The 22,190-nt window shown below is 59.4% G+C and carries 22 protein-coding genes and 1 pseudogene; 11 read left to right on the forward strand and 12 right to left on the reverse strand.

What is annotated here, in order from left to right:
* Positions 1-130: 130 nt before the first annotated feature.
* The 5 genes from KVG95_RS14030 to dadA all read right to left on the reverse strand — a co-directional run bounded on the left by KVG95_RS14030 (position 131) and on the right by dadA (position 4,205).
* Positions 131-544 (reverse strand): c-type cytochrome, encoded by a 414-nt coding sequence (locus tag KVG95_RS14030; RefSeq protein WP_367616756.1) that lies wholly within the window; start codon positions 542-544, stop codon positions 131-133.
* A gap of 182 nt (positions 545-726) precedes the next feature.
* On the reverse strand, positions 727-1,275 hold the full coding sequence (locus tag KVG95_RS14035) for a cupin domain-containing protein (RefSeq protein ID WP_007894746.1): 549 nt from the start codon (positions 1,273-1,275) through the stop codon (positions 727-729).
* A gap of 128 nt (positions 1,276-1,403) precedes the next feature.
* Positions 1,404-2,477 (reverse strand): alanine racemase, encoded by a 1,074-nt coding sequence (gene alr, locus KVG95_RS14040; RefSeq protein WP_217856855.1) that lies wholly within the window; start codon positions 2,475-2,477, stop codon positions 1,404-1,406.
* Between the two features lie 98 nt (positions 2,478-2,575).
* Positions 2,576-2,929, reverse strand: coding sequence for a RidA family protein (locus KVG95_RS14045; protein ID WP_217856856.1), 354 nt, complete (start codon positions 2,927-2,929; stop codon positions 2,576-2,578).
* The gene (dadA, locus tag KVG95_RS14050) at positions 2,901-4,205 is read right to left on the reverse strand and encodes a D-amino acid dehydrogenase (protein ID WP_217856857.1); all 1,305 of its coding nucleotides are present in this window, start codon (positions 4,203-4,205) and stop codon (positions 2,901-2,903) included. The genes KVG95_RS14045 and dadA overlap by 29 nt, the downstream gene beginning before the upstream one ends.
* Before the next feature lie 156 nt (positions 4,206-4,361).
* Between dadA and KVG95_RS14055 the strand changes: the two genes are divergently transcribed.
* The gene (locus tag KVG95_RS14055) at positions 4,362-4,850 is read left to right on the forward strand and encodes an Lrp/AsnC ligand binding domain-containing protein (protein ID WP_003206849.1); all 489 of its coding nucleotides are present in this window, start codon (positions 4,362-4,364) and stop codon (positions 4,848-4,850) included.
* Between the two features lie 148 nt (positions 4,851-4,998).
* Here the strand turns inward: KVG95_RS14055 and KVG95_RS14060 are convergent, their stop codons facing one another.
* Complete coding sequence (locus KVG95_RS14060) at positions 4,999-5,352, reverse strand: YkgJ family cysteine cluster protein (RefSeq protein ID WP_007894729.1); 354 nt, start codon at positions 5,350-5,352, stop codon at positions 4,999-5,001.
* 148 nt (positions 5,353-5,500) lie between these two features.
* Between KVG95_RS14060 and KVG95_RS14065 the strand changes: the two genes are divergently transcribed.
* Positions 5,501-6,814: an NAD(P)/FAD-dependent oxidoreductase gene (locus KVG95_RS14065; RefSeq protein ID WP_217856858.1), complete on the forward strand. Its 1,314-nt coding sequence runs from the start codon at positions 5,501-5,503 to the stop codon at positions 6,812-6,814.
* A gap of 144 nt (positions 6,815-6,958) precedes the next feature.
* Here the strand turns inward: KVG95_RS14065 and KVG95_RS14070 are convergent, their stop codons facing one another.
* The gene (locus KVG95_RS14070) at positions 6,959-7,204 is read right to left on the reverse strand and encodes a DUF1127 domain-containing protein (protein ID WP_123720232.1); all 246 of its coding nucleotides are present in this window, start codon (positions 7,202-7,204) and stop codon (positions 6,959-6,961) included.
* 179 nt (positions 7,205-7,383) lie between these two features.
* Here KVG95_RS14070 and KVG95_RS14075 point away from each other — a divergent pair, with 179 nt between their 5' ends.
* Both KVG95_RS14075 and KVG95_RS14080 read left to right on the forward strand, forming a co-directional pair.
* On the forward strand, positions 7,384-8,805 hold the full coding sequence (locus KVG95_RS14075) for an aminotransferase-like domain-containing protein (RefSeq protein ID WP_217856859.1): 1,422 nt from the start codon (positions 7,384-7,386) through the stop codon (positions 8,803-8,805).
* 56 nt (positions 8,806-8,861) lie between these two features.
* Positions 8,862-10,445, forward strand: coding sequence for a phospholipase D family protein (locus KVG95_RS14080; protein ID WP_052964495.1), 1,584 nt, complete (start codon positions 8,862-8,864; stop codon positions 10,443-10,445).
* Between the two features lie 88 nt (positions 10,446-10,533).
* On the opposite strand, the gene KVG95_RS14085 is transcribed toward KVG95_RS14080, so the two are convergent.
* A complete protein-coding gene (locus KVG95_RS14085) occupies positions 10,534-11,676 on the reverse strand; it encodes an MFS transporter (protein WP_217856860.1) in 1,143 nt (380 codons plus the stop codon).
* Positions 11,677-11,862: 186 nt separating this feature from the next.
* Positions 11,863-13,356: an aldehyde dehydrogenase gene (locus KVG95_RS14090; protein ID WP_201061253.1), complete on the reverse strand. Its 1,494-nt coding sequence runs from the start codon at positions 13,354-13,356 to the stop codon at positions 11,863-11,865.
* A gap of 227 nt (positions 13,357-13,583) precedes the next feature.
* Between KVG95_RS14090 and KVG95_RS14095 the strand changes: the two genes are divergently transcribed.
* A complete protein-coding gene (locus tag KVG95_RS14095; protein ID WP_217856861.1) occupies positions 13,584-13,946 on the forward strand; it encodes a cupin domain-containing protein in 363 nt (120 codons plus the stop codon).
* A gap of 136 nt (positions 13,947-14,082) precedes the next feature.
* Here KVG95_RS14095 and rpmG read toward each other — a convergent pair whose 3' ends face one another.
* Positions 14,083-14,238 carry a 50S ribosomal protein L33 gene (gene rpmG / locus KVG95_RS14100; RefSeq protein ID WP_007894709.1) on the reverse strand — a complete coding sequence of 52 codons (156 nt, stop codon included), beginning with the start codon at positions 14,236-14,238 and terminating at the stop codon, positions 14,083-14,085.
* An 11-nt stretch (positions 14,239-14,249) separates the two neighbouring features.
* Positions 14,250-14,483, reverse strand: a complete 234-nt coding sequence (gene rpmB, locus KVG95_RS14105; RefSeq protein WP_007894701.1) for a 50S ribosomal protein L28 — start codon at positions 14,481-14,483, stop codon at positions 14,250-14,252.
* Between the two features lie 444 nt (positions 14,484-14,927).
* Here rpmB and KVG95_RS14110 point away from each other — a divergent pair, with 444 nt between their 5' ends.
* Positions 14,928-16,514, forward strand: a complete 1,587-nt coding sequence (locus KVG95_RS14110) for an ABC transporter substrate-binding protein (RefSeq protein ID WP_217856862.1) — start codon at positions 14,928-14,930, stop codon at positions 16,512-16,514.
* Positions 16,515-16,646: 132 nt separating this feature from the next.
* Here the strand turns inward: KVG95_RS14110 and radC are convergent, their stop codons facing one another.
* Positions 16,647-17,321, reverse strand: a complete 675-nt coding sequence (radC, locus tag KVG95_RS14115; RefSeq protein WP_038980746.1) for a RadC family protein — start codon at positions 17,319-17,321, stop codon at positions 16,647-16,649.
* 135 nt (positions 17,322-17,456) lie between these two features.
* Between radC and coaBC the strand changes: the two genes are divergently transcribed.
* The 5 genes and pseudogenes from coaBC to KVG95_RS14140 all read left to right on the forward strand — a co-directional run bounded on the left by coaBC (position 17,457) and on the right by KVG95_RS14140 (position 22,181).
* Positions 17,457-18,665, forward strand: a complete 1,209-nt coding sequence (gene coaBC, locus KVG95_RS14120; RefSeq protein ID WP_007894693.1) for a bifunctional phosphopantothenoylcysteine decarboxylase/phosphopantothenate--cysteine ligase CoaBC — start codon at positions 17,457-17,459, stop codon at positions 18,663-18,665.
* A gap of 5 nt (positions 18,666-18,670) precedes the next feature.
* Positions 18,671-19,126, forward strand: coding sequence for a dUTP diphosphatase (dut, locus tag KVG95_RS14125; RefSeq protein WP_007894692.1), 456 nt, complete (start codon positions 18,671-18,673; stop codon positions 19,124-19,126).
* Positions 19,127-19,409: 283 nt separating this feature from the next.
* Positions 19,410-20,786 (forward strand): annotated as a pseudogene (locus KVG95_RS14130) (phosphomannomutase/phosphoglucomutase); the annotation flags it as partial.
* Between the two features lie 25 nt (positions 20,787-20,811).
* The gene (gene argB / locus KVG95_RS14135) at positions 20,812-21,717 is read left to right on the forward strand and encodes an acetylglutamate kinase (protein WP_008007602.1); all 906 of its coding nucleotides are present in this window, start codon (positions 20,812-20,814) and stop codon (positions 21,715-21,717) included.
* Between the two features lie 203 nt (positions 21,718-21,920).
* Positions 21,921-22,181 carry a zinc ribbon-containing protein gene (locus KVG95_RS14140; protein WP_217856864.1) on the forward strand — a complete coding sequence of 87 codons (261 nt, stop codon included), beginning with the start codon at positions 21,921-21,923 and terminating at the stop codon, positions 22,179-22,181.
* The last annotated feature ends 9 nt before the right edge of the window (positions 22,182-22,190 follow it).

Raw genomic sequence — 22,190 nt, forward strand, 5'->3', positions numbered from 1 at the left:
GATCCTCCCGCCCGTTCCATGAATTGGGGTTGGACCGAGCTTGCCGGGTCTTTGCCGCAAAGAATAGCCTCAGGGGAAAATCGCAGGCACAAAAAAGCCGCTCGAAAGCGGCTTTTCGTTGAAGACGGGGTTATTTCAGACCGGACATCTTCTGGATGGCGCCCTTGAGATCGCCATCAGAGCAATCGGCGCAAGTGCCTTTTGGTGGCATCGCGTTGACGCCGGAAATTGCTTTCGCCAGCAAGCCATCAAGGCCGCCTTCTTTCTTGGCACGCTCGCCCCAGGCTGCAGCATCACCGACTTTCGGTGCGCCCAACAGGCCGGTGCCGTGGCATGCGTTGCAATGTTTTGCAATCACTGAGTCTGGGGTTTTGGCATCACCACCACCCGCAGAAGCAGCGACTTCCATCCCCTTGCACTCTTTGCCCTGCACACAAACCTGGCCGACGGGTTCAAGACGTTTAGCGATATCGTCGTTGGTCGCTGCCTGTGCGCTGACTGCCCAAAGGGCCAATACGGTTGCTGGTGCGGCCAGCATTTTCATAATTAGGTTCACGCGTACACCCTCAATGGTGGCTAGTCACGCCCACGGCCACGGTTCGCAGGCGGGCGCAAGTATAGCGGTAAGCCCGTCACACTGAAACAACCCCAAAGTCGAAGGGGTCTTGTCGTGGGATGGGAATACAGCATGGGCGTCTCCACAATCCGGGCAGGACGCCTCTTCTCTTAGAAATTCGCTGGAGTGGCTGCGCTGATTAGTCGCGCCGGGGCATCGAACGGATTACGGAAGCGGTGCGGCTTGGTACTTTCAAAGTAGTAGCTATCGCCGGCTTCGAGCACAAATGTTTCGAGCCCGACCACAAGCTCCAGCCGACCTTCCACCAGAATTCCGGTTTCCTCGCCCTCATGGGTGAGCATCTCGTCACCGGTGTCGGCGCCTGGCGGGTAGATTTCGTTGAGGAACGCGATAGCCCGGCTCGGGTGAGCCCGACCGACCAGTTTCATGGTCACTGCCCCATCGGAAATATCGATCAGCTCGTGGGCCTTGTAGACGATCTGAGTCGGTTTTTCCTGCAGGATTTCTTCGGAAAAGAACTCGACCATGGACATGGGAATCCCGCCCAGTACCTTCCTCAGCGAACTGATCGAGGGGCTGACGCTGTTCTTCTCGATCATCGAAATAGTGCTGTTGGTAACACCCGCGCGTTTGGCGAGCTCACGCTGGGAAAGACCTTTGAGCTTACGGATGGATTGCAGTCGTTCACCGACGTCCAATGCTGGAGCCTCCAGGGATTCAGGTTGCAGGAATATTGAGCGTTATCATGGCGACAGCGTTCAGTATTTACAACACTTGGACCTGAATCCTGTTTGGCGAAGCGACTTTCGGTCGGGAACGTTTTTCGTCAGGCCCCGGAATAGAGCAGCGGCACTCGACGCAGGTTGCAGAAGATCTGGTAAGGAATCGTGCCCGCTGCCGTCGCAACGTCACTGGCGAGGATATTTTTGCCCCACAACTCGACGGGCGAACCGAGACCGGCTTGCGGCACATCGGTCAGGTCGACACAGAGCATGTCCATCGACACGCGGCCAATCAACTGGCTGCGCTGCCCGGCGACCATCACGGGCGTACCGGTCGGAGCCTGACGTGGATAGCCGTCGGCATAACCCATTGCCACCACGCCAACGCGCATCGGCTTGGGGGTGACGAATTTCGCGCCGTAACCAATCGGCTCGCCGGCCGGCAGTTCACGCACGCAAATCACTTTCGATTCCAGGGTCATCACCGGTTGCAGGCGGGACGCCACGGCATTGGCCTCTTCGAAAGGCGTTGCGCCGTAGAGCATGATGCCCGGGCGCACCCAATCGCTCGGAATCTGCGGCCAACCGAGCACCGCCGGCGAATTACGCAGGCTGATTTCAGCCGACAACCCCTGACGCGCCGCCTCGAACACCGCGACCTGCTCGGCGCTGGTCTGGCAGTGCAGTTCATCGGCGCGGGCGAAGTGACTCATCAGCACGATCTTTGCCACTTTGCCGCTGGCCAGCAGCCGTTGATAGGCCGCCTGGTAATCCGCCGGGTGCAAGCCAACCCGATGCATGCCCGAGTCGAGCTTGAGCCATACCGTGATCGGTTTGCTCAGCGCGGCTTTTTCGATGGCTTCGAGCTGCCACAGCGAATGCACCACGCACCAGAAGTCATGCTCGACGATCAGCGACAGCTCATCGGCTTCGAAAAAACCTTCGAGCAACAACACCGGCGCACGAATGCCGGCGGCACGCAGCTCCAACGCCTCTTCGATGCACGCCACGGCAAACCCGTCCGCCTCGGTTTCCAGAGCCTGGGCGCAACGTACCGCGCCATGGCCATAGGCATCGGCCTTGATCACCGCGAGGGCCTTGGCCCCCGTGACTTCACGGGCGATCCGGTAGTTGTGGCGCAGGGCTTGAAGGTCGATCAGGGCACGGGCTGGACGCATGGCGGCAGACTTCTAGTCGGTCATTTGAAAAAAAACCGGCGCTGGCTGACAGCGTGAACCGCCAACAGCACCGGGAGAGGGATCTTTCTGGCTGAGCGTTATGGCAGCGCGGCAACAACCGACAGCTCGACCAGGATTTGCGGTTCGCACAGCTTCGATTCAACGGTAGCGCGGGCCGGGGCGACGCCTTTCGGCAGCCACTGGTCCCACACCGAATTCATGCCTTCGAAGTGCGCGTCGATGTCTTTCAGGTAAATCGTCACCGACAGCAGACGGTTCTTGTCGGTCCCGGCCAGGTCCAGCAAACGCTCGATGTTGGCGAGGGTTTCACGGGTCTGCTGTTCAATCCCGGCGCTCATGTCATCGCCGACCTGCCCTGCCAGATACACGGTACTGTTGTGGACAACGATCTGGCTCATGCGCTCATTGGTGAGCTGGCGCTGGATTGACATGTTTTGCGGACTCCTGAAGTTTGTTGCCATAACGGGAAATATCGAGACCTTCGGCGCTGATCTGCGGCGTTTTCTTCGCCATCAGATCGGCCAGCAAACGACCGGAGCCACAGGCCATGGTCCAGCCGAGCGTACCGTGGCCCGTATTCAGAAACAGATTTTTGAACGGTGTGGCGCCAACAATCGGGGTGCCGTCCGGAGTGGTCGGACGCAGGCCGGTCCAGAAGCTCGCCTGAGGCAGATCGCCGCCCTGAGGATAAAGGTCGTTGACGATCATCTCCAGGGTTTCGCGTCGACGCGGATTCAACGACAGGTCAAAACCGGCAATTTCCGCCATGCCGCCGACGCGGATGCGGTTGTCGAAACGTGTGATCGCGACCTTGTAGGTCTCGTCGAGAATGGTCGACGTCGGGGCCATCGCCGGATTGATGATCGGCACGGTCAGCGAGTAACCCTTGAGCGGATACACCGGAGCCCGGATGCCCAACGGCTTGAGCAATTGCGGCGAGTAGCTGCCCAACGCCAGCACGTAGCGGTCGGCAGTTTCCAGCTTGCCGTCGATCCATACGCCGTTGATGCGATCACCGGCGAAGTCGAGGCGCTGAATGTCCTGGCCGAAACGGAATTCCACACCCAGTTTCGTAGCCATCTCGGCCAGGCGGGTGGTGAAGATCTGGCAGTCGCCGGTCTGGTCGTTCGGCAGGCGCAAGGCACCGGCGAGGATGTCGGTGACACTGGCCAGGGCCGGTTCGACCCGGGCAATGCCGGCGCGGTCGAGCAATTCGAACGGCACGCCGGACTCTTGCAGCACGGCGATGTCTTTGGCGGCGCCATCAAGCTGCGCCTGGGTGCGGAACAGCTGGGTAGTCCCCAGGCTGCGGCCTTCGTAGGCAATACCGGTTTCGGCGCGCAATTCGTCGAGGCAGTCGCGACTGTACTCGGACAGGCGCACCATGCGCTCCTTGTTCACTGCGTAACGGCTGGCGGTGCAGTTGCGCAGCATCTGCGCCATCCACAGGTATTGGTCGATGTCGGCAGTGGCCTTGATCGCCAACGGTGCGTGACGCTGCAACAACCACTTGATGGCTTTGAGCGGCACGCCCGGTGCGGCCCACGGCGAGGCATAACCCGGCGAAACCTGCCCGGCGTTGGCGAAACTGGTTTCCATGGCCGCCGCTGGCTGACGGTCAACCACCGTCACCTCAAAGCCGGCCCGTGCCAGATAATAGGCACTGGCGGTACCGATGACGCCGCTACCCAAGACCAGAACGCGCATTTTCATATCCCTCATCGCGGCTTACCGCTGACGTTTATTGTGCAGACCGAAGATGTGGGCAGTTTAAAAAAGATTAGCCAGTGCTTTTCACTATATAAGTGCCTATATTTGGCGACAATTCTCGGCAAAAACCCTTTTCACGGAGGCGCATCCCCTATGCGGACCAACACTCAGACCAAACGTGAGCTGGACAAGATCGACCGCAACATCTTGCGGATCCTGCAAGCGGACGGGCGTATTTCCTTCACCGAGCTCGGGGAAAAGGTCGGCCTCTCCACCACGCCCTGCACCGAGCGGGTACGGCGACTGGAGCGCGAAGGGATCATCATGGGCTACAACGCCCGCCTGAATCCGCAGCACCTCAAGGGTAGCCTGCTGGTGTTCGTCGAGATCAGCCTCGACTACAAATCCGGCGATACTTTCGAAGAGTTCCGACGCGCGGTGCTGAAACTGCCCCACGTACTGGAATGCCATTTGGTGTCAGGTGACTTCGATTACCTGGTGAAAGCACGGATTTCCGAGATGGCCTCGTACCGCAAACTGCTGGGCGACATCCTGCTCAAGCTACCGCATGTGCGCGAATCCAAGAGCTATATCGTGATGGAAGAAGTGAAAGAGAGCTTGAACCTGCCGATTCCGGATTGAGGGGCTGCCTTGAGGAAATGGCTGTCAGGGCGATAGCTTTCGCGAGCAAGCCCGCTCCCGCATTAGATATTCAGTGGGCATGGATTTGTGTACGGCAAAGATCAAGTGTGGGAGCGGGCTTGCTCGCGAAGGCCGCGCCTCGGTCTAGCTAGACCAACACCTGCCGGGTGCTGGCCATGTATTCATGAATCTGCTTCTCGACCCGCGGATGGATCAGCTCCACCGGTCGCCGTCCGTTGGGGCATGGCAACGTCTTGGTGGTACCGAACAGCCGACAGATCAGCGGTCGTTCGTCATACACCGTGCAGCCGTTGGGCCCTAGATGGACGCAATTGAGTTCATCCATCGCTGCATCCTGCTCGGCCCGGGTCTTGCGCGGCAGGCGGGACATTTCTTCAGGCGAGGTGGTCACCGGCCCACAGCAGTCATGGCAGCCGGGCACGCACTCGAAAGAGGGAATCTGCTGGCGCAGCGTGCGAATTTTCTGACTGTTGCAACTCATCGAAGCGGTGACCGAATGCGGAATAGACCGGGATTCTGACGCAAAAACCCCGATCCAGACAGCGCCAACCGACCGGTGTTGCCCGTGGCCGAAACGGCGGCTTATGCTCCGTCAACTTTTTCAAACACACGAACTCAGGATGACGCACATGAACGCCCCCGTTCAGCAACCAGCCCCGAGCCATCAACACACGGCCTCTTATTACGCCGCCAGCAGCTTGCCGCAACCCGATTTTGCGGTGCTCACAGGTGAGCTGGTTGCGGACGTATGTGTGGTGGGCGGCGGGTTATCCGGGCTGAACACCGCGATTGAACTGGCCGAACGCGGCTTCAGCGTGGTGCTGCTGGAAGCACACAAGATCGGTTGGGGCGCTAGCGGGCGCAATGGCGGGCAATTGATTCGCGGCGTCGGCCATGGCCTCGACCAATTCGCCAACGTGATCGGTGCAGACGGTGTGCGTCACATGAAACTGATGGGCCTGGAAGCGGTGGAAATCGTCCGACAGCGGATCGAGCGTTTTCAGATCCCTTGCGACCTGACCTGGGGTTACTGCGACCTCGCCAACAAGACTCAAGACCTGGAAGGCTTCGCCGAAGACGCCATCGAGCTACACAGCCTCGGTTACCGTTACGAAACCCGTCTGCTGCAAGCCAATGAAATACACAGCGTGGTGGGTTCCGACCGCTATGTCGGCGGTCTGATCGACATGGGCTCCGGGCATCTGCACCCATTGAACCTGGCACTCGGCGAAGCGGCCGCCGCCCAACAATTGGGCGTAAAGCTGTTCGAACAATCGGCGGTGACCCGCATCGATTACGGCCCCGAGGTCAAAGTCCACACCGCCCAGGGCTCAGTTCACGCGAAGACGCTGGTGCTGGGTTGCAACGCCTACCTCAACGATCTCAATCCGCAACTCGGCGGCAAGGTGCTGCCCGCCGGCAGTTATATCATCGCCACCGAACCCTTGAGTGAAGAACAGGCTCACGCGCTGCTGCCGCAAAACATGGCGGTCTGCGATCAACGGGTGGCGCTGGATTATTACCGACTCTCGGCGGACCGACGCTTACTGTTCGGCGGTGCCTGCCATTATTCAGGAAGCGACCCGAAAGACATCGCCGCGTACATGCGACCGAAGATGCTGGCGGTATTCCCGCAACTGGCCGGGGTGAAAATCGACTATCAATGGGGCGGGATGATCGGCATCGGCGCCAATCGCCTGCCGCAGATCGGACAGCTCAAGGAGCAGCCGAATGTGTATTACGCCCAGGCTTATTCCGGCCATGGGTTGAACGCCACGCATCTGGCGGGCAAGTTGTTGGCTGAAGCTATCAGTGGTCAGCAGAGTGGAGGGTTCGATCTGTTCGCCAAGGTGCCGCATATCACCTTCCCCGGCGGCAAACATTTGCGTTCGCCGTTGTTGGCGTTGGGGATGTTGTGGCATCGGTTCAAAGAATTGGTCTGAAAGATTTTCGGCGTCTGTATCGACGCCTTCGCGAGCAAGCCCGCTCCCACATTTAATCGTTGTCGAACACAAAATCTGCGTTCGTTGACGATCAAATGTGGGAGCGGGCTTGCTCGCGAATCGATTTAAAGAACACCGCAAAACTCAGATCCGCCAGAACGGTTTAAGCCCCTCCTCCAACGCCTGCTCCTGACTCAATCCGACATCCCTGAGCTGCTCCGGCGTCAATTCCAGCAACACCTTGCGCGTGTGCAGACGATGCCAGAACAGGCCCCAGCGACCCAGGCAGGACGGTGCGTTGCGCATGACCGCCTCGCGTGCGCCGTTTTTTTGCCCTGCCGCCAGTTCCTGACTGTGTAACGTCAGCCGCACATCGCTCAAGCCGTTCATTTTCGTCGCTCCTGTTTACTTGGGTAGCCAGAGCTTTCATGATGCGCGGACGGCGAAAAGCATTACAGATTCAACGATGGTGTATTAATTCCATACAGATTTTCCATTTAAGCCTCTGAATCACATATTTTTGCCCCATCTGTGCTGGTTAACCGAATCACCCACACCGAGACTGCGCCATGACCCTTTACGTCAACCTCGCCGAATTGCTCGGCACTCGTATCGAACAGGGCTTCTATCGTCCCGGTGACCGGTTGCCCTCGGTGCGGGCACTGAGTGTCGAACACGGGGTCAGCCTGAGCACGGTGCAGCAGGCCTATCGAGTGCTGGAAGACGTTGGCCTGGCGATGCCCAAACCCAAGTCCGGCTACTTCGTCCCCGTGAGTCGCGAACTGCCGGAGCTGCCAGTGGTTGGCCGGCCCGCCCAACGACCGGTGGATATTTCGCAGTGGGATCAAGTGCTGGAACTGATCCGCGCCGTACCGCGCAAGGACGTCGTGCAACTGGGTCGCGGCATGCCGGACATCACCACGCCGACCATGAAACCGCTGCTGCGCAACCTGGCGCGAATCAGCCGGCGGCAGGATATGCCCGGTCTGTATTACGACAACATCTACGGCACCCTTGAATTGCGCGAACAGATCGCTCGTCTGATGCTCGATTCCGGCTGCCAGTTAAGCGCCAACGATCTGGTGATCACTACCGGTTGCCATGAAGCACTGTCCACCAGCATCCGTGCCATTTGCGATCCGGGTGACATCGTCGCCGTAGATTCGCCGAGCTTTCACGGCGCCATGCAGACGCTCAAGGGCCTGGGCATGAAAGCCCTGGAAATCCCCACCGACCCGCTCACCGGCATCAGCCTCGATGCTTTGGAACTGGCGTTGGAGCAATGGCCGATCAAAGCCATACAGCTGACCCCCAACTGCAACAACCCGCTGGGCTACATCATGCCGGAGGCGCGTAAACGTGCGCTGTTGACGCTCGCACAGCGTTTCGACGTGGCGATTATCGAGGACGATGTGTATGGCGAACTGGCCTACACCTACCCACGCCCGCGCACGATCAAATCCTTCGACGAAGACGGCCGCGTCCTGCTCTGCAGTTCTTTTTCCAAGACCCTGGCACCGGGCCTGCGCATTGGTTGGGTCGCGCCGGGTCGTTATCTGGAACGGGTGCTGCACATGAAGTACATCAGCACCGGCTCCACCGCGCCGCAACCGCAAATTGCGATTGCCGAATTTCTCAAGGCCGGGCACTTCGAACCGCATTTGCGGAAGATGCGCACGCAATACCAGCGCAATCGCGACGCGATGATCGACTGGGTGACCCGCTATTTCCCTGCTGGCACCCGGGCTAGCCGTCCGCAAGGCAGCTTCATGCTGTGGGTCGAACTGCCCGAGGGCTTCGATACCCTGAAACTCAATCGGGCGCTGCATGATCAAGGCGTACAGATTGCTGTCGGCAGTATCTTTTCCGCCTCGGGCAAATACCGTAATTGCCTGCGGATGAACTACGCTGCCAAAACAACCCCGCAGATCGAAGAAGCAGTACGCAAGGTCGGTGCGACAGCGATCAAACTGCTGGCGGAAACTGACTGACCTTTCTTCGGGAAGCGGCGTCCATATGCTAACTGCCACCACCCGGAATACGCTCCGTGAGAATCAGACAGCCCCTGCTTGCTCTTCTGTTACTCGCCTCGCTCTTTGGTGGCTGTACAACACTCAACGTTCCTCGCGAACCGAGTCAGGCCCTGCCAGCGGCCGATTCGGCGTTCGGCCGCTCGATCCAGGCCCAGGCCGCCCCCCATCAGGGCCAATCGGGTTTTCGCTTACTCTCCGATAGCGCCGAAGCCTTCACCGCCCGCGCCGAGCTGATTCGCAACGCCCAAAGCAGCCTCGATCTGCAGTACTACATCGTCCATGACGGCATCAGCACACGAATACTGGTGAGCGAGCTGCTTAAGGCCGCTGACCGCGGAGTACGGGTGCGGATTCTGCTCGACGACACCACCAGCGATGGTCTGGACCGGATCATCGCGACCCTCGCCGCACATCCGAAGATTCAGATCCGCGTGTTCAACCCGCTGCATCTTGGCCGCAGCACCGTCGTTACGCGAACCATGGGCCGGTTCTTCAACCTGTCGCAGCAACATCGGCGCATGCATAACAAACTGTGGGTGGCGGACAACAGCGCGGCGATCGTTGGTGGACGCAACCTGGGGGACGAATATTTCGATGCCGAACCCAACCTCAATTTCACCGACATCGACATGCTCAGTGTCGGCCCGGTTGCAGAGCAGTTGGGGCACAGCTTCGACCAGTACTGGAACAGCGCCCTGAGCAAGCCGATCGAGCAGTTTCTCTCGACCAAGCCGACAGCCAGGGACCTGAGAAACACCCGGACCCGACTGGACGAATCCCTGGAGGAAACGCGCAAACAGAATCACGCGCTCTATCAGCAGCTAATGGCCTACACCACTCACCCGCGCCTGGATGTCTGGCGCCGGGAGCTGATCTGGGCCTGGAACCAGGCGTTGTGGGACGCACCGAGCAAGGTATTGTCCAAGGGCGAGCCGGATCCGCACTTGTTGCTGACCACCCAGTTGGCGCCCGAACTCAATGGGGTCAGCAAGGAGCTGATCATGGTTTCGGCTTACATCGTGCCCGGCCAATCGGGGCTGGTGTACCTGACCGGTCGCGCTGATGCAGGCGTGTCGGTGAGTTTGCTGACCAATTCACTGGAAGCCACCGATGTACCGGCCACGCACGGTGGTTACGCACCTTATCGCAAAGCCTTACTGGAGCATGGCGTGCAGCTGTTCGAATTACGCCGCCAGCCCGGCGACAATGGAGACAATGGCGGCAGCGGACCGAGCCTGTTTCACAGCGGGAGCAGCTCTTACCGTAGTTCCGACTCCAGCCTGCACAGCAAGGCGATGATTTTCGACCGACAGAAAGCCTTCATCGGCTCGTTCAATTTCGACCCGCGCTCGGTACTGTGGAACACCGAAGTCGGGGTATTGGTGGACAACCCGCAACTCGCCGGGCGGGTGCGCGAACTGGCACTGGAGGGCATGGCGCCTGCCCTCAGCTATCATGCCCGACTGGAAAAGGGTCAGATCGTCTGGGTCACCGAAGATGACGGCAAGCAGCACACATTGACCGAAGAACCGGGAGGTTGGTGGAGACACTTCAATTCATGGCTCAGCAGCATGGTTGGGCTGGAGCGGATGTTGTAGCTTAAATTGCCAGGATCGCAGCCTTCGGCAGCTCCTACAGGGATCGCATTTCAAATGTAGGAGCTGCCGAAGGCTGCGATCTTTTGATCTATGCCGGCTGCACCACACCAAACGCCCCTTGCCGCGACACCAGAATCACCAGCCCCAACGCGCCCGCCGCCATCAGCAACGGCAAGGCATGCCCGCTGATCCACTGGCTCCCGGCACCGGCCGCCAAGGGCCCGATCAAGCAACCAATTCCCCACAACTGTGCGATATGAGCATTGGCCCGCACCAGCGCATCGTCGCGATAACGTTCGCCGATCAGGATCAGCGACAAGGTGAATAACCCGCCGGCACTGGCGCCAAACAACACCCACAGCGGCCAGATCAGTAGCGTGTCGATCAGCAATGGAATCGCCAGGCTCGACAGCAGCAAGAGCATCGCGCAACCGGTAAACAATGTACGCCGCGACAAGCGATCGGCCAGCGCACCAATCGGCAACTGCAGCAAGGCATCACCCACCACCACCGTGCTGACCATCGCCAAGGCGATTTCCGTGGTGAAGCCCTGGCGCAGGCAGTAAACCGGCAGCAAAGTCAGGATCATCGCTTCAAACGCCGCGAACAGCGATACCGCCCAGGCAATTGCCGGCAAGCCGCGGCAGAAGGTCAACAAGTCACCGAGGGTTACGCTGCAGGCTTCGCTGGTGGGTGCTCCGCCGCGACCCAGCAGCAGGAGCGGTGACGTCATCAGTAAACCGACACCAACCCAGAAGCCGTAATCGTGCTCGGTGCCCAATGCGCCCAACAGCAACGGCCCGGCCAACTGACTCAGCGCATAGCTACTGCCATACAGCGCCACCAGCCGACCGCGCCATTGCTCGACCACCAGTTGGTTGATCCAGCTTTCGCCGAGGATGAAGACGAGGGTCAGGATCACCCCGATCATCAACCGCAGCACCAGCCAGATCGGATAGCTCGGCCACAGCGCAAGCAAGCCGATGGAGACCGCCCCGGCCCACAGGCAAAGGCGCATCAGATTAGCCGTGCCAAGACGGGCTGCGAGGTGGCTGGAAATTTTCGCCCCCAGCAGTACGCCAATGGCCGGCATCGCCGCCATCACGCCGATCGCGAACGAGCCGTAACCCCAGCCTTCCAGACGCAGCGATACCAACGGCATGCTGACACCCAGGGCCAGGCCGACACTCAAGACAGACGCCAAAACGGCGAAATACGTCGCCCAACGCATGTTCCACACTCCTGTGGATTATTATTTTCAGGCACCACGCAAAGCAATGTGGGAGCGGGCTTGCTCGCGAAGAGGCCATCACATCCAACATTGATGTTGGCTGTTACACCGCCTTCGCGAGCAAGCCCGCTCCCACAGGGGATCTGTGTCGTTCAGGAGCCCGACTTACTACCGGGCCCCTTCACTTTACAACTTGATCCAGGTCGCCTTCAGCTCGGTGTACTTGTCGAACGCGTGCAGCGATTTGTCGCGACCATTGCCGGACTGTTTGAAGCCACCGAACGGCGCGGTCATGTCGCCGCCATCGTACTGGTTGACCCACACGCTACCGGCACGCAAAGCCTTGGCGGTCAGGTGAGCCTTGGAGATGTCGGCAGTCCAGACTGCAGCAGCCAAACCGTATGGCGTGTCGTTGGCGATCTGGATGGCTTCTTCAGCGCTGTCGAAGGTGATGACCGACAACACCGGACCGAAGATTTCTTCCTGAGCGATTTTCATCGCATTGCTCACGCCATCGAAAATCGTCGGCTCGACGTAGGTGCCACCGGTTTCCTGAAGAATGCGCTTGCCGCCAGCCACCAGTTTGGCGCCATCGGTGTGACCGGATTCGATGTAGGACAACACAGTGTTCATCTGCTGGGTGTCCACCAGTGCACCGACGTTGGTCGCAGGGTCCAGCGGATTGCCCGGCTTCCAGGTTTTCAGGGCTTCGATCACCAGCGGCAGGAATTTGTCCTTGATCGAACGCTCGACCAACAGGCGCGAACCAGCAGTGCAGACTTCGCCCTGGTTGAAGGCGATGGCACCGGCAGCGGCTTCGGCGGCGGCTTGCAGGTCCGGCGCATCGGCAAACACGATGTTCGGGCTCTTGCCGCCAGCTTCGAGCCAGACACGCTTCATGTTCGACTCACCGGAGTAGATCAGCAGTTGCTTGGCAATCTTGGTAGAACCGGTGAACACCAGGGTGTCGACGTCGTTATGCAGGGCCAAGGCCTTGCCGACGGTGTGGCCGTAACCCGGCAGCACGTTCAGCACACCTTTCGGGATGCCGGCTTCAACGGCCAGCGCTGCAAGGCGAATGGCAGTCAGCGGCGACTTTTCGGAAGGCTTGAGGATCACCGAGTTACCGGTGGACAGTGCCGGGCCGAGTTTCCAGCAGGCCATCATCAACGGGAAGTTCCATGGCACGATCGCGCCGACCACGCCGACCGGCTCACGAGTCACCAGACCCAGCTGATCATGCGGAGTGGCAGCGACTTCGTCGTAGATCTTGTCGATGGCTTCACCGCTCCAGCTCAGGGCTTGCGCCGCGCCGGGAACGTCGATGTACAGGGAATCGCTGATCGGCTTGCCCATGTCCAGGGTTTCGAGCAGGGCCAGCTCTTCGGCGTGCTGTTTCAGCAGCCCGGCGAAACGAATCATGGTGGCTTTGCGTTTGGTCGGCGCCAGGCGCGACCAGGCGCCGGAATTGAAAGTGGCGCGGGCGTTGTCCACGGCACGCTGGGCATCGGCGGCGTCACAGCTGGCAATCTTGCCCAGCAGACGGCCATCGACGGGACTGATGCACTCGAAGGTCTCACCGGAGACGGCATCGGTGTATTCGCCATTGATGTAGGCGCGGCCTTCGATCTTCAGATCGCGAGCCCGTTGTTCCCAGTCGGCACGAGTCAGGGTGGTCATTCGAGTGTCCTCCTCTTATTGAATACGACTGCCCCGCGTTCTATGCGGGTGCTGTCAGGAATTCTGCCCGGCCAGCCTGCTTTTCGGCTCAAGGCAACCGTTACCCTAAACCAGCGGCCGGTAATGTTTCAATATATTTGACACAAGGCTGGCAAACGGCCTTGCGATGTTCATTTTAATAAACATAGACTTTCAACTTTCCAGCGCAATCACGGGGGAATACCAGCATGAGCATTCAGGATATCGTCGATTTCAGCCAGGCCAACACCCAGCCCGATCGTTATCGGCCCGACCCTGCAAAAGTCCTCAAGGGTGACCCCGAGCAAGCGGTGTACAACCACTACAACAGCCCGTGCGGCCAGATGAGTGCAGGTGTCTGGGAAGGCGAAGTCGGCCAGTGGCTAGTGAACTACACCGAGCACGAATACTGCGAAATCGTTCAGGGGGTTTCAGTGCTGCGCGACGCCGATGGCAACGCCAAGACTCTGCGTGTGGGCGATCGCTTCGTGATTCCGGCCGGTTTCAAAGGCACCTGGGAAGTGCTGGAGCCGTGCCGCAAGATCTATGTGGTGTTTGAACAGAAGGCTTGAGGATTTGTGTTGCCCTCACCAACCTCATCGCGAGCAGGCTCGCGATGAGGCCCTGCCAGACAACACTAAACCCATAGGCAACAAAAAAGGCCCGTATCTCGCGATACGGGCCTTTTTCGTAAGAGGGAAAAATCAATTACTTGATTTTGCCTTCTTTGTAGATCACGTGCTTACGAACAACCGGATCAAATTTCTTGATCTCGATTTTGTCCGGAGTAGTGCGCTTGTTCTTGTCGGTAGTGTAGAAGTGACCAGTACCGGCGCTCGAAATCAAACGAATCAATTCACGCATGATTAGCTCCCTTAGATCTTGCCGGCTTTGCGGATTTCGGCCAGCACGACAGTGATGCCACGCTTGTCGATGATACGCATGCCTTTGGCAGATACGCGCAGACGCACGAAACGTTTCTCTTCTTCAACCCAGAAGCGGTGATGCTGCAGGTTCGGCAGGAAACGACGACGGGTTTTGTTGTTTGCGTGGGAAATGTTATTCCCAGTCACCGGACCCTTACCGGTAACTTGACATACTCTCGACATGCCTCAGCCCTCTAAAACCACATGCCCAACCCGGCATGGGTTGGCCGCTTAATCTCTCAGTCATTTGGCGCCAGGCGCCGCGTTTCTTTAGAGGTCTTACCGGCTACACCTACAGTGAAGGAACCGGGCCCCTAGAAAAGAGCGCTGCTTTATACCAGAAAGACCAGAGAGCAACAACAATCGATGTGCATTGAATCAACAAAAACCCCATTTTTCGGGCTCGGAGCGCCTTGGACAAAGGCTGTCGTCGATGGAGACCGCTCGTCGCAGAAAATCAGCCAGAAGGCCAATCAGGGTTTTCCTCGGTCAGCACTCACCGAAAACAACGCACATAGTCCCCTTAAAATGAAAAAGGGGATAGTCATTTGCAAAAGAGCCCACTAGGGTAAGCCTTTTCCAGACTGCACTTGCAGATGGGCCTTCGATCTGTAAAGGAATCCGACCATGCGCCTCGCTGCCCTACCGCTGCTGTTCGCCCCGCTTCTATTGAGCCCCCTGGCCCATGCTGCCGCCTTGAGCGTCTGCACTGAAGCCAGCCCGGAAGGGTTCGATGTGGTGCAATACAACTCGCTGACCACCACCAATGCCTCGGCCGATGTGCTGATGGACCGCCTGGTGGACTTCGATACGGTCAGCGGCAAAGTGGTCGCCAGCCTGGCGGACAGCTGGGAAGTCACGCCCGACGGCCTGACCTACGTCTTCAAGTTGCACCCGCAGGTGAAATTTCACCGTACCGAATACTTCAACCCGACACGTAACCTGACCGCCGAAGATGTGAAGTTCAGCTTCGACCGCATGCTCGACCCGGCGAACCCGTGGCACAAAGTCGCCCAGAGCGGCTTCCCGCACGCCCAGTCGATGCAGTTACCGGCGTTGATCAAGAAGATCGACGCATTGGACCCGCTTACCATCCGCGTCACCCTTGATCACCCGGACTCGACTTTCCTGCCAACCCTGACCATGGGTTTCGCCTCGATCTATTCGGCTGAGTACGCGGACAAACTGCTGAAGGCCGGCACCCCGGAGAAACTCAACAGCCAGCCGATCGGCAGCGGCCCGTTCATCTTCACGCGCTTCCAGAAAGACGCCTCGATTCGCTACAAGGCCAACCCGGATTACTTCCGTGGCAAGCCGTCGGTTGACCCGCTGATCTTCGCCATCACTCCGGACGCCAACGTGCGCTTGCAGAAGCTGCGCCGCAACGAGTGTCAGATCGCCCTGTCGCCCAAACCGCTGGACGTACAGGCCGCGCACAAAGAGCCGACCCTGAAAGTCGAAAAGACTGACGCCTTCATGACCGCATTCGTTGGCATCAACAGCCAGCATCCGCCGCTGGACAAACCTGAAGTGCGCCAGGCCATCAACCTGGCGTTCGACAAGGCCAATTACATCAAGGCCGTGTTCGAAGACACCGCTGAACCCGCCAATGGCCCATATCCGCCCAACACCTGGAGCTACGCCAAAAACCTCTCGGGCTATCCCCATGATGTCGAGAAAGCCCGCGCTTTGATGGCGAAGGCGGGACTCAAGAGTGGTTTCCAGACCACCATCTGGACCCGCCCTTCCGGCAGCCTGCTGAACCCCAATCCGAGCCTCGGTGCGCAATTGCTGCAGTCCGACCTGGCGGAAATCGGCATCCAGGCAGAGATTCGCGTGATCGAATGGGGCGAGCTGATTCGCCGCGCCAAGGCCGGCGAGCACGACCTGTTGTTCATGGGCTGGGCCGGCGATAACGGTGACCCGGACAACTTCCTCACGCCGCAGTTTTCTTGCGCGGGGGTCAAATCCGGCACCAACTTCGCCCGCTACTGCAACCAGGACCTGGACAAGCTGATCAGCGCCGGCAAGACCACCGGCGAGCAAGGTGTACGCACCAAGCTCTACGAACAGGCCCAGGCGCAGATCCAGCAACAGGCGTTGTGGCTGCCACTGGCGCACCCGACGGCCTTTGCGCTGACACGCAAGGATGTGCAGGGTTATCAGGTCAGCCCGTTCGGTCGTCAGGATTACTCGAAGGTCAACCTCAAGTAATCCGCCCCGCCACAACCCCCTGTGGGAGCGGGCTTGCTCGCGAAAGCGGTCTGTCAGTAGACATTGATATCGACTGACACGACGCCTTCGCGAGCAAGCCCGCTCCCACAGGGGTTGCTTACCTCTAGCCTCTTACATCCACCCATACTCGGCCATGGACAGCGGATCGCCGTCACCAACTATGAAATGGTCGAGCACCCGCACATCGATCAGATCCAAGGCCTCTTGCAGGCGCTTGGTCAGCATTCGGTCGGCTTGACTGGGGTCTGGGTTACCCGACGGATGGTTGTGACACAGGATCAGCGCTGCGGCGTTGTGAGCCAGGGCGCGCTTGACCACCTGCCGCGGATAAACGCTGGTGCTGTCGATGGAGCCGCGAAACAGCGCCTCAAAGGCCAGCACCCGGTGCTTGGAATCGAGAAACAGGCAACCAAACACCTCGTGAGGCTCATGGCGCAGCATCGACTTGAGGTAGTCACGCACCGCCAATGGATTCTCCAGCACCGAGTTGTGACGCAAGCGCTCGGCCAGATGCCGCCGGGCCATTTCCAGCACTGCCTGCAACTGGGCGAACTTTGCCGGCCCAAGGCCAAGCTGACCGCTGAAGGTCGGCTGATCGGCCTCCAGCAAGGTGCGCAGGCTGCCAAATTGATGCAGCAGGTGTCGCGCCAGATCGACCGCGCTTTTACCGGACACGCCGGTTCGTAGAAAGATTGCCAGCAACTCGGCGTCTGAAAGACTTGCCGATCCCTGCTCAAGTAGCTTCTCCCGCGGTCGCTCCGCCGCCGGCCAATCGCGAATGCTCATAGCACCTCCATGTATGTGGGCGCCGCTGTTCCATAGCGGTCGCTGTGATATCGTAGCCCATCTTTTTTGCTGGCGAATTCATCCCTGGGGAGGGGGTATCGCCAAGCAGTCATCAACGAAATGAAAGGCAGACCTATGCAGCGGCTGTATCGGAAACGCATCGTTCTGGGCGTCGGCGGCGGCATTGCTGCTTACAAGAGCGCCGAGCTGGTTCGCCGCCTGATCGACCAGGGCGCCGAAGTGCGCGTGGTCATGACCCGTGGCGGCAGCGAATTCATTACCCCGCTGACCATGCAGGCGTTGTCCGGGCATCCGGTCCATCTCGATTTGCTGGACCCGGCGGCCGAAGCCGCGATGGGCCACATCGAGCTGGCCAAATGGGCCGACCTGGTGCTGATCGCTCCCGCCACCGCGGACCTGATCGCCCGCCTGGCCCAAGGCATTGCCGACGACCTGCTGACCACGCTGGTGCTGGCCACCGACGCGGTGGTCGCGGTTGCCCCGGCGATGAACCAGGCCATGTGGCGCGACCCGGCGACCCAGGCCAACCTGCAAACCCTCGAAAGCCGCGACCTCAAAGTCTTCGGCCCAGCCTCCGGCAGCCAGGCCTGCGGCGACGTCGGCATGGGTCGCATGCTCGAAGCCACCGACCTCGCCCAGTGCGCGGCAGACTGCTTCCAGCGCCAGGCGCTGACCGGCAAACACGTGCTGATCACCGCCGGCCCGACCCAGGAAAACATCGACCCGGTGCGCTACATCACCAACCACAGCTCCGGAAAAATGGGCTTTGCCCTGGCCGAAGCCGCGGTAGAAGCTGGCGCCCGCGTGACCCTGATCACAGGTCCCGTGCACCTGCCGACCCCGGATCGCGTCACGCGCATCGACGTGGTGAGTGCCCGCGACATGCTCGCTGCCTGTGAAGCGGCGATCCCTTGCGACCTGTTCATCGCCTCGGCCGCGGTCGCGGACTACCGCCCGGAAGTCGTCGCCCCACAGAAACTCAAGAAAGACCCTACGAACGGCGACGGCTTGTTGCTACAGATGGTGCGTAACCCAGACATCCTGGCCACCATCGCCACCCGTCCCGACCGTCCGTTCAGTGTCGGCTTCGCTGCCGAAACCGAACACCTGCTCGATTACGCTGCTCGCAAGTTGAAAGACAAGAACCTCGATCTGATCGTCGCCAACGACGTCGCGAACCCGAGTATTGGCTTCAACAGCGAAGAAAACGCCTGCAGCGTGATTGACCGTGAGCTGCACGCCACACTCTTCGCCCAGACCAGCAAGAGCAAAATCGCTCGCCAGCTGATCACTTTTATCGCCGAACGTCTGAACCAGGTTTAATTTACATGCACGCTTTGCAAGCCAAGATCCTCGACCCACGCATCGGTACCGAATTCCCGCTGCCACAGTACGCCACGCCAGGCTCCGCCGGCCTCGACCTGCGCGCCATGCTGGAAAAAGATACCGTCATCAAGCCGGGCGAAACCCTGCTGATCCCTACCGGCCTGTCGGTGTACATCGGCGATCCGGGCTTGGCGGCCTTGATTCTGCCGCGCTCCGGCCTGGGCCATAAGCACGGCATCGTGCTGGGCAACCTGGTCGGCCTGATCGACTCCGATTACCAAGGCCCGTTGATGGTGTCGTGCTGGAACCGTGGCCAGACCGATTTCAACATGGTGGTAGGCGAACGCCTGGCCCAGTTGGTGTTGGTACCGGTAGTTCAAGCGCATTTTGAAATGGTCGAAGAGTTCGTCGAAACCCAGCGCGGCACCGGCGGTTTCGGCCATTCGGGCAGCCACTGATCATCGGCACTCAGGCTGGGAGCCCTGCCCGGCCTGACCTGTCCTCTGCATTTTAAGGATGAAAATTGCAAAGACGTCATCTGGAAGGTTTACCACTGGAAATCAAGGCATTGGCCGGCCAATTGCTCGCCAATGTTGATGGCATGGCCTTTTCACACCACGAACTCTCGGTGGAAAACACCGTCATACCCTTCAGTTTGAGCCAGCCCACGAATTTTTCGCAGGCTTGTCCAGCCACTTTCAAGATGGAGCATTCCTACAGATGAGCACCCCAGCCCAAGTCGCACCCAAGTTCCCCGACAGCATCTTCCGCGCCTACGACATTCGCGGCACCGTCCCGGAATTCTTGAACGCTGAAACAGCTTATTGGCTTGGTCGCGCCATCGGCTCCCAGAGCCTGGCCCAGGATGAACCGAACGTTTCAGTCGGCCGCGACGGTCGCCTGTCCGGCCCGGAACTGGTCGAGCAACTGATCAAAGGCCTGGCCGACAGCGGCTGCCACGTCAGCGACGTCGGCCTGGTGCCAACCCCTGCGCTGTATTACGCCGCTAACGTTCTGGCCGGCAAATCCGGCGTGATGCTCACCGGCAGCCACAACCCGTCGAACTACAACGGCTTCAAGATCGTCATTGCCGGCGACACCCTGGCCAACGAACAGATCCAGGCCCTGCACGAACGCCTCAAGACCAACAATCTGAGCAGCGGCAAGGGCAGCATCACCAAGGTCGAGATCCTCGACCGCTACAACACTGAAATCGTCCAGGACATCAAACTCGCCCGCCGCCTGAAGGTGGTGGTCGATTGCGGCAACGGCGCGGCCGGCGTGATCGCCCCGCAGCTGATCGAAGCCCTGAACTGCGAAGTCATCCCGCTGTTCTGCGAAGTCGATGGCAACTTCCCGAACCACCACCCGGACCCGGGCAAGCCTGAAAACCTGGTGGACCTGATCGCCAAGGTCAAGGAAACCAACGCCGACCTGGGCCTGGCTTTCGACGGCGACGGCGACCGTGTAGGTGTCGTCACCAACACCGGTAGCATCGTCTTCCCTGATCGTCTGTTGATGCTGTTCGCCCGCGACGTCGTGGCGCGCAACCCGAACGCGGAAATCATCTTCGACGTCAAATGCACCCGTCGCCTGATTCCGCTGATCAAGGAATACGGTGGTCGTCCGCTGATGTGGAAGACCGGTCACTCGTTGATCAAAAAGAAAATGAAACAATCCGGCGCCCTGTTGGCCGGCGAAATGAGCGGGCACATCTTCTTCAAGGAGCGCTGGTTCGGTTTCGACGACGGCATTTACAGCGCCGCGCGGCTGCTGGAGATCCTCAGCAAGGAAAAATCCACCGCGGAAGAGCTGTTCGCGACCTTCCCGAACGATATTTCTACGCCAGAGATCAATATCCATGTGACCGAAGAGAGCAAATTCAGCATCATTGACGCACTGCACGATGCGCAATGGGGTGAAGGCGCCGACCTGACCACCATTGACGGCGTGCGAGTCGACTATGCCAAAGGCTGGGGCCTGGTTCGCGCGTCCAACACCACACCGGTGCTGGTGCTGCGCTTCGAGGCCGATGACGAGGCTGAATTGCAGCGCATCAAGGATGTGTTCCACGTCCAGCTGAAACGCGTTGCACCTGATCTCCAATTACCGTTTTGATCTTCTGAAGTACCCGGAGCCCTGAATGACCCTCGAACGCGAAGCCGCCGCCAACACCGCCAAGGTCCTGTCCGAAGCGCTGCCTTATATTCGCCGCTATGTCGGCAAGACGCTGGTGATCAAATACGGCGGCAACGCGATGGAAAGCGAGGAGCTGAAAACCGGCTTCGCCCGCGACATCGTGCTGATGAAAGCCGTGGGCATCAATCCGGTGGTGGTTCACGGTGGCGGCCCGCAAATCGGCGACCTGCTCAAGCGTCTGTCGATCGAGAGCCACTTCATCGATGGCATGCGCGTGACTGACGCGCAGACCATGGACGTGGTGGAAATGGTCCTCGGCGGCCAGGTCAACAAGGACATCGTCAACCTGATCAACCGTCATGGCGGCAGCGCCATCGGCCTGACCGGTAAAGACGCCGAGCTGATTCGCGCGAAAAAGCTCACTGTTACCCGTCAGACGCCGGAAATGACCCAGCCGGAAATCATCGATATTGGCCAAGTGGGCGAAGTGGTCGGCATCAACACCGACCTGCTGAACCTGCTGGTCAAAGGCGATTTCATTCCGGTGATCGCGCCAATCGGCGTCGGCGCCAACGGCGAGTCGTACAACATCAACGCCGATCTGGTGGCCGGTAAAGTGGCCGAGGCACTGAAAGCCGAGAAGCTGATGCTGCTGACCAACATCGCCGGCCTGATGGACAAGTCGGGCACGGTTCTGACCGGCCTGACGACCCAGCAGGTCGACGACCTGATCGCCGACGGCACTATCTACGGCGGCATGCTGCCGAAGATTCGTTGCGCACTGGAAGCGGTACAGGGCGGCGTGGGTAGCTCGTTGATCATCGATGGTCGGGTGCCGAACGCGATTCTGCTGGAAATCTTCACCGACACCGGTGTGGGCACCTTGATCAGCAATCGCAAGCGTCACTGATTCAAGCCTTAAAACGATCGCAGCCTTCGGCAGCTCCTACAAAAGCGGATTTTCGGATGTACGAAAACCCCGTAGGAACTGACGAAGTCTGCGATCTTTTTTATGCGTGCAGGAAATGCCTGACCTGACTAAGCGAAACGTCTGACATCGCGATGTATGCAATCTGCATAGGATTTTCCCTGAACCCACAGGAGATCTACCTCATGCAAAAAGACTATGTCCCATACGGCAGCGATGTTTCACCTGGCACCTATGCCTGCGTTGATTGCGGTCATGAGTATTCGAACCAGGCCAAAACCTCAATGCCGCCGTGCCCGCAACTCCGGAAAACCCCACACACCCGCCATGGCTGGAAAATTCTTACCGGTCAGGGCGATGCCGCTAGTGATCCGTACCCAGAGAAAGCCAGTAAACCCGTCAGGATCAAAAAGGCCGAGACGCTCAGCAGCACCAGCAAAGAATAATCCTGGAGG

This window comes from Pseudomonas farris (assembly GCF_019145235.1).
GTDB lineage: Bacteria > Pseudomonadota > Gammaproteobacteria > Pseudomonadales > Pseudomonadaceae > Aquipseudomonas > Aquipseudomonas farris.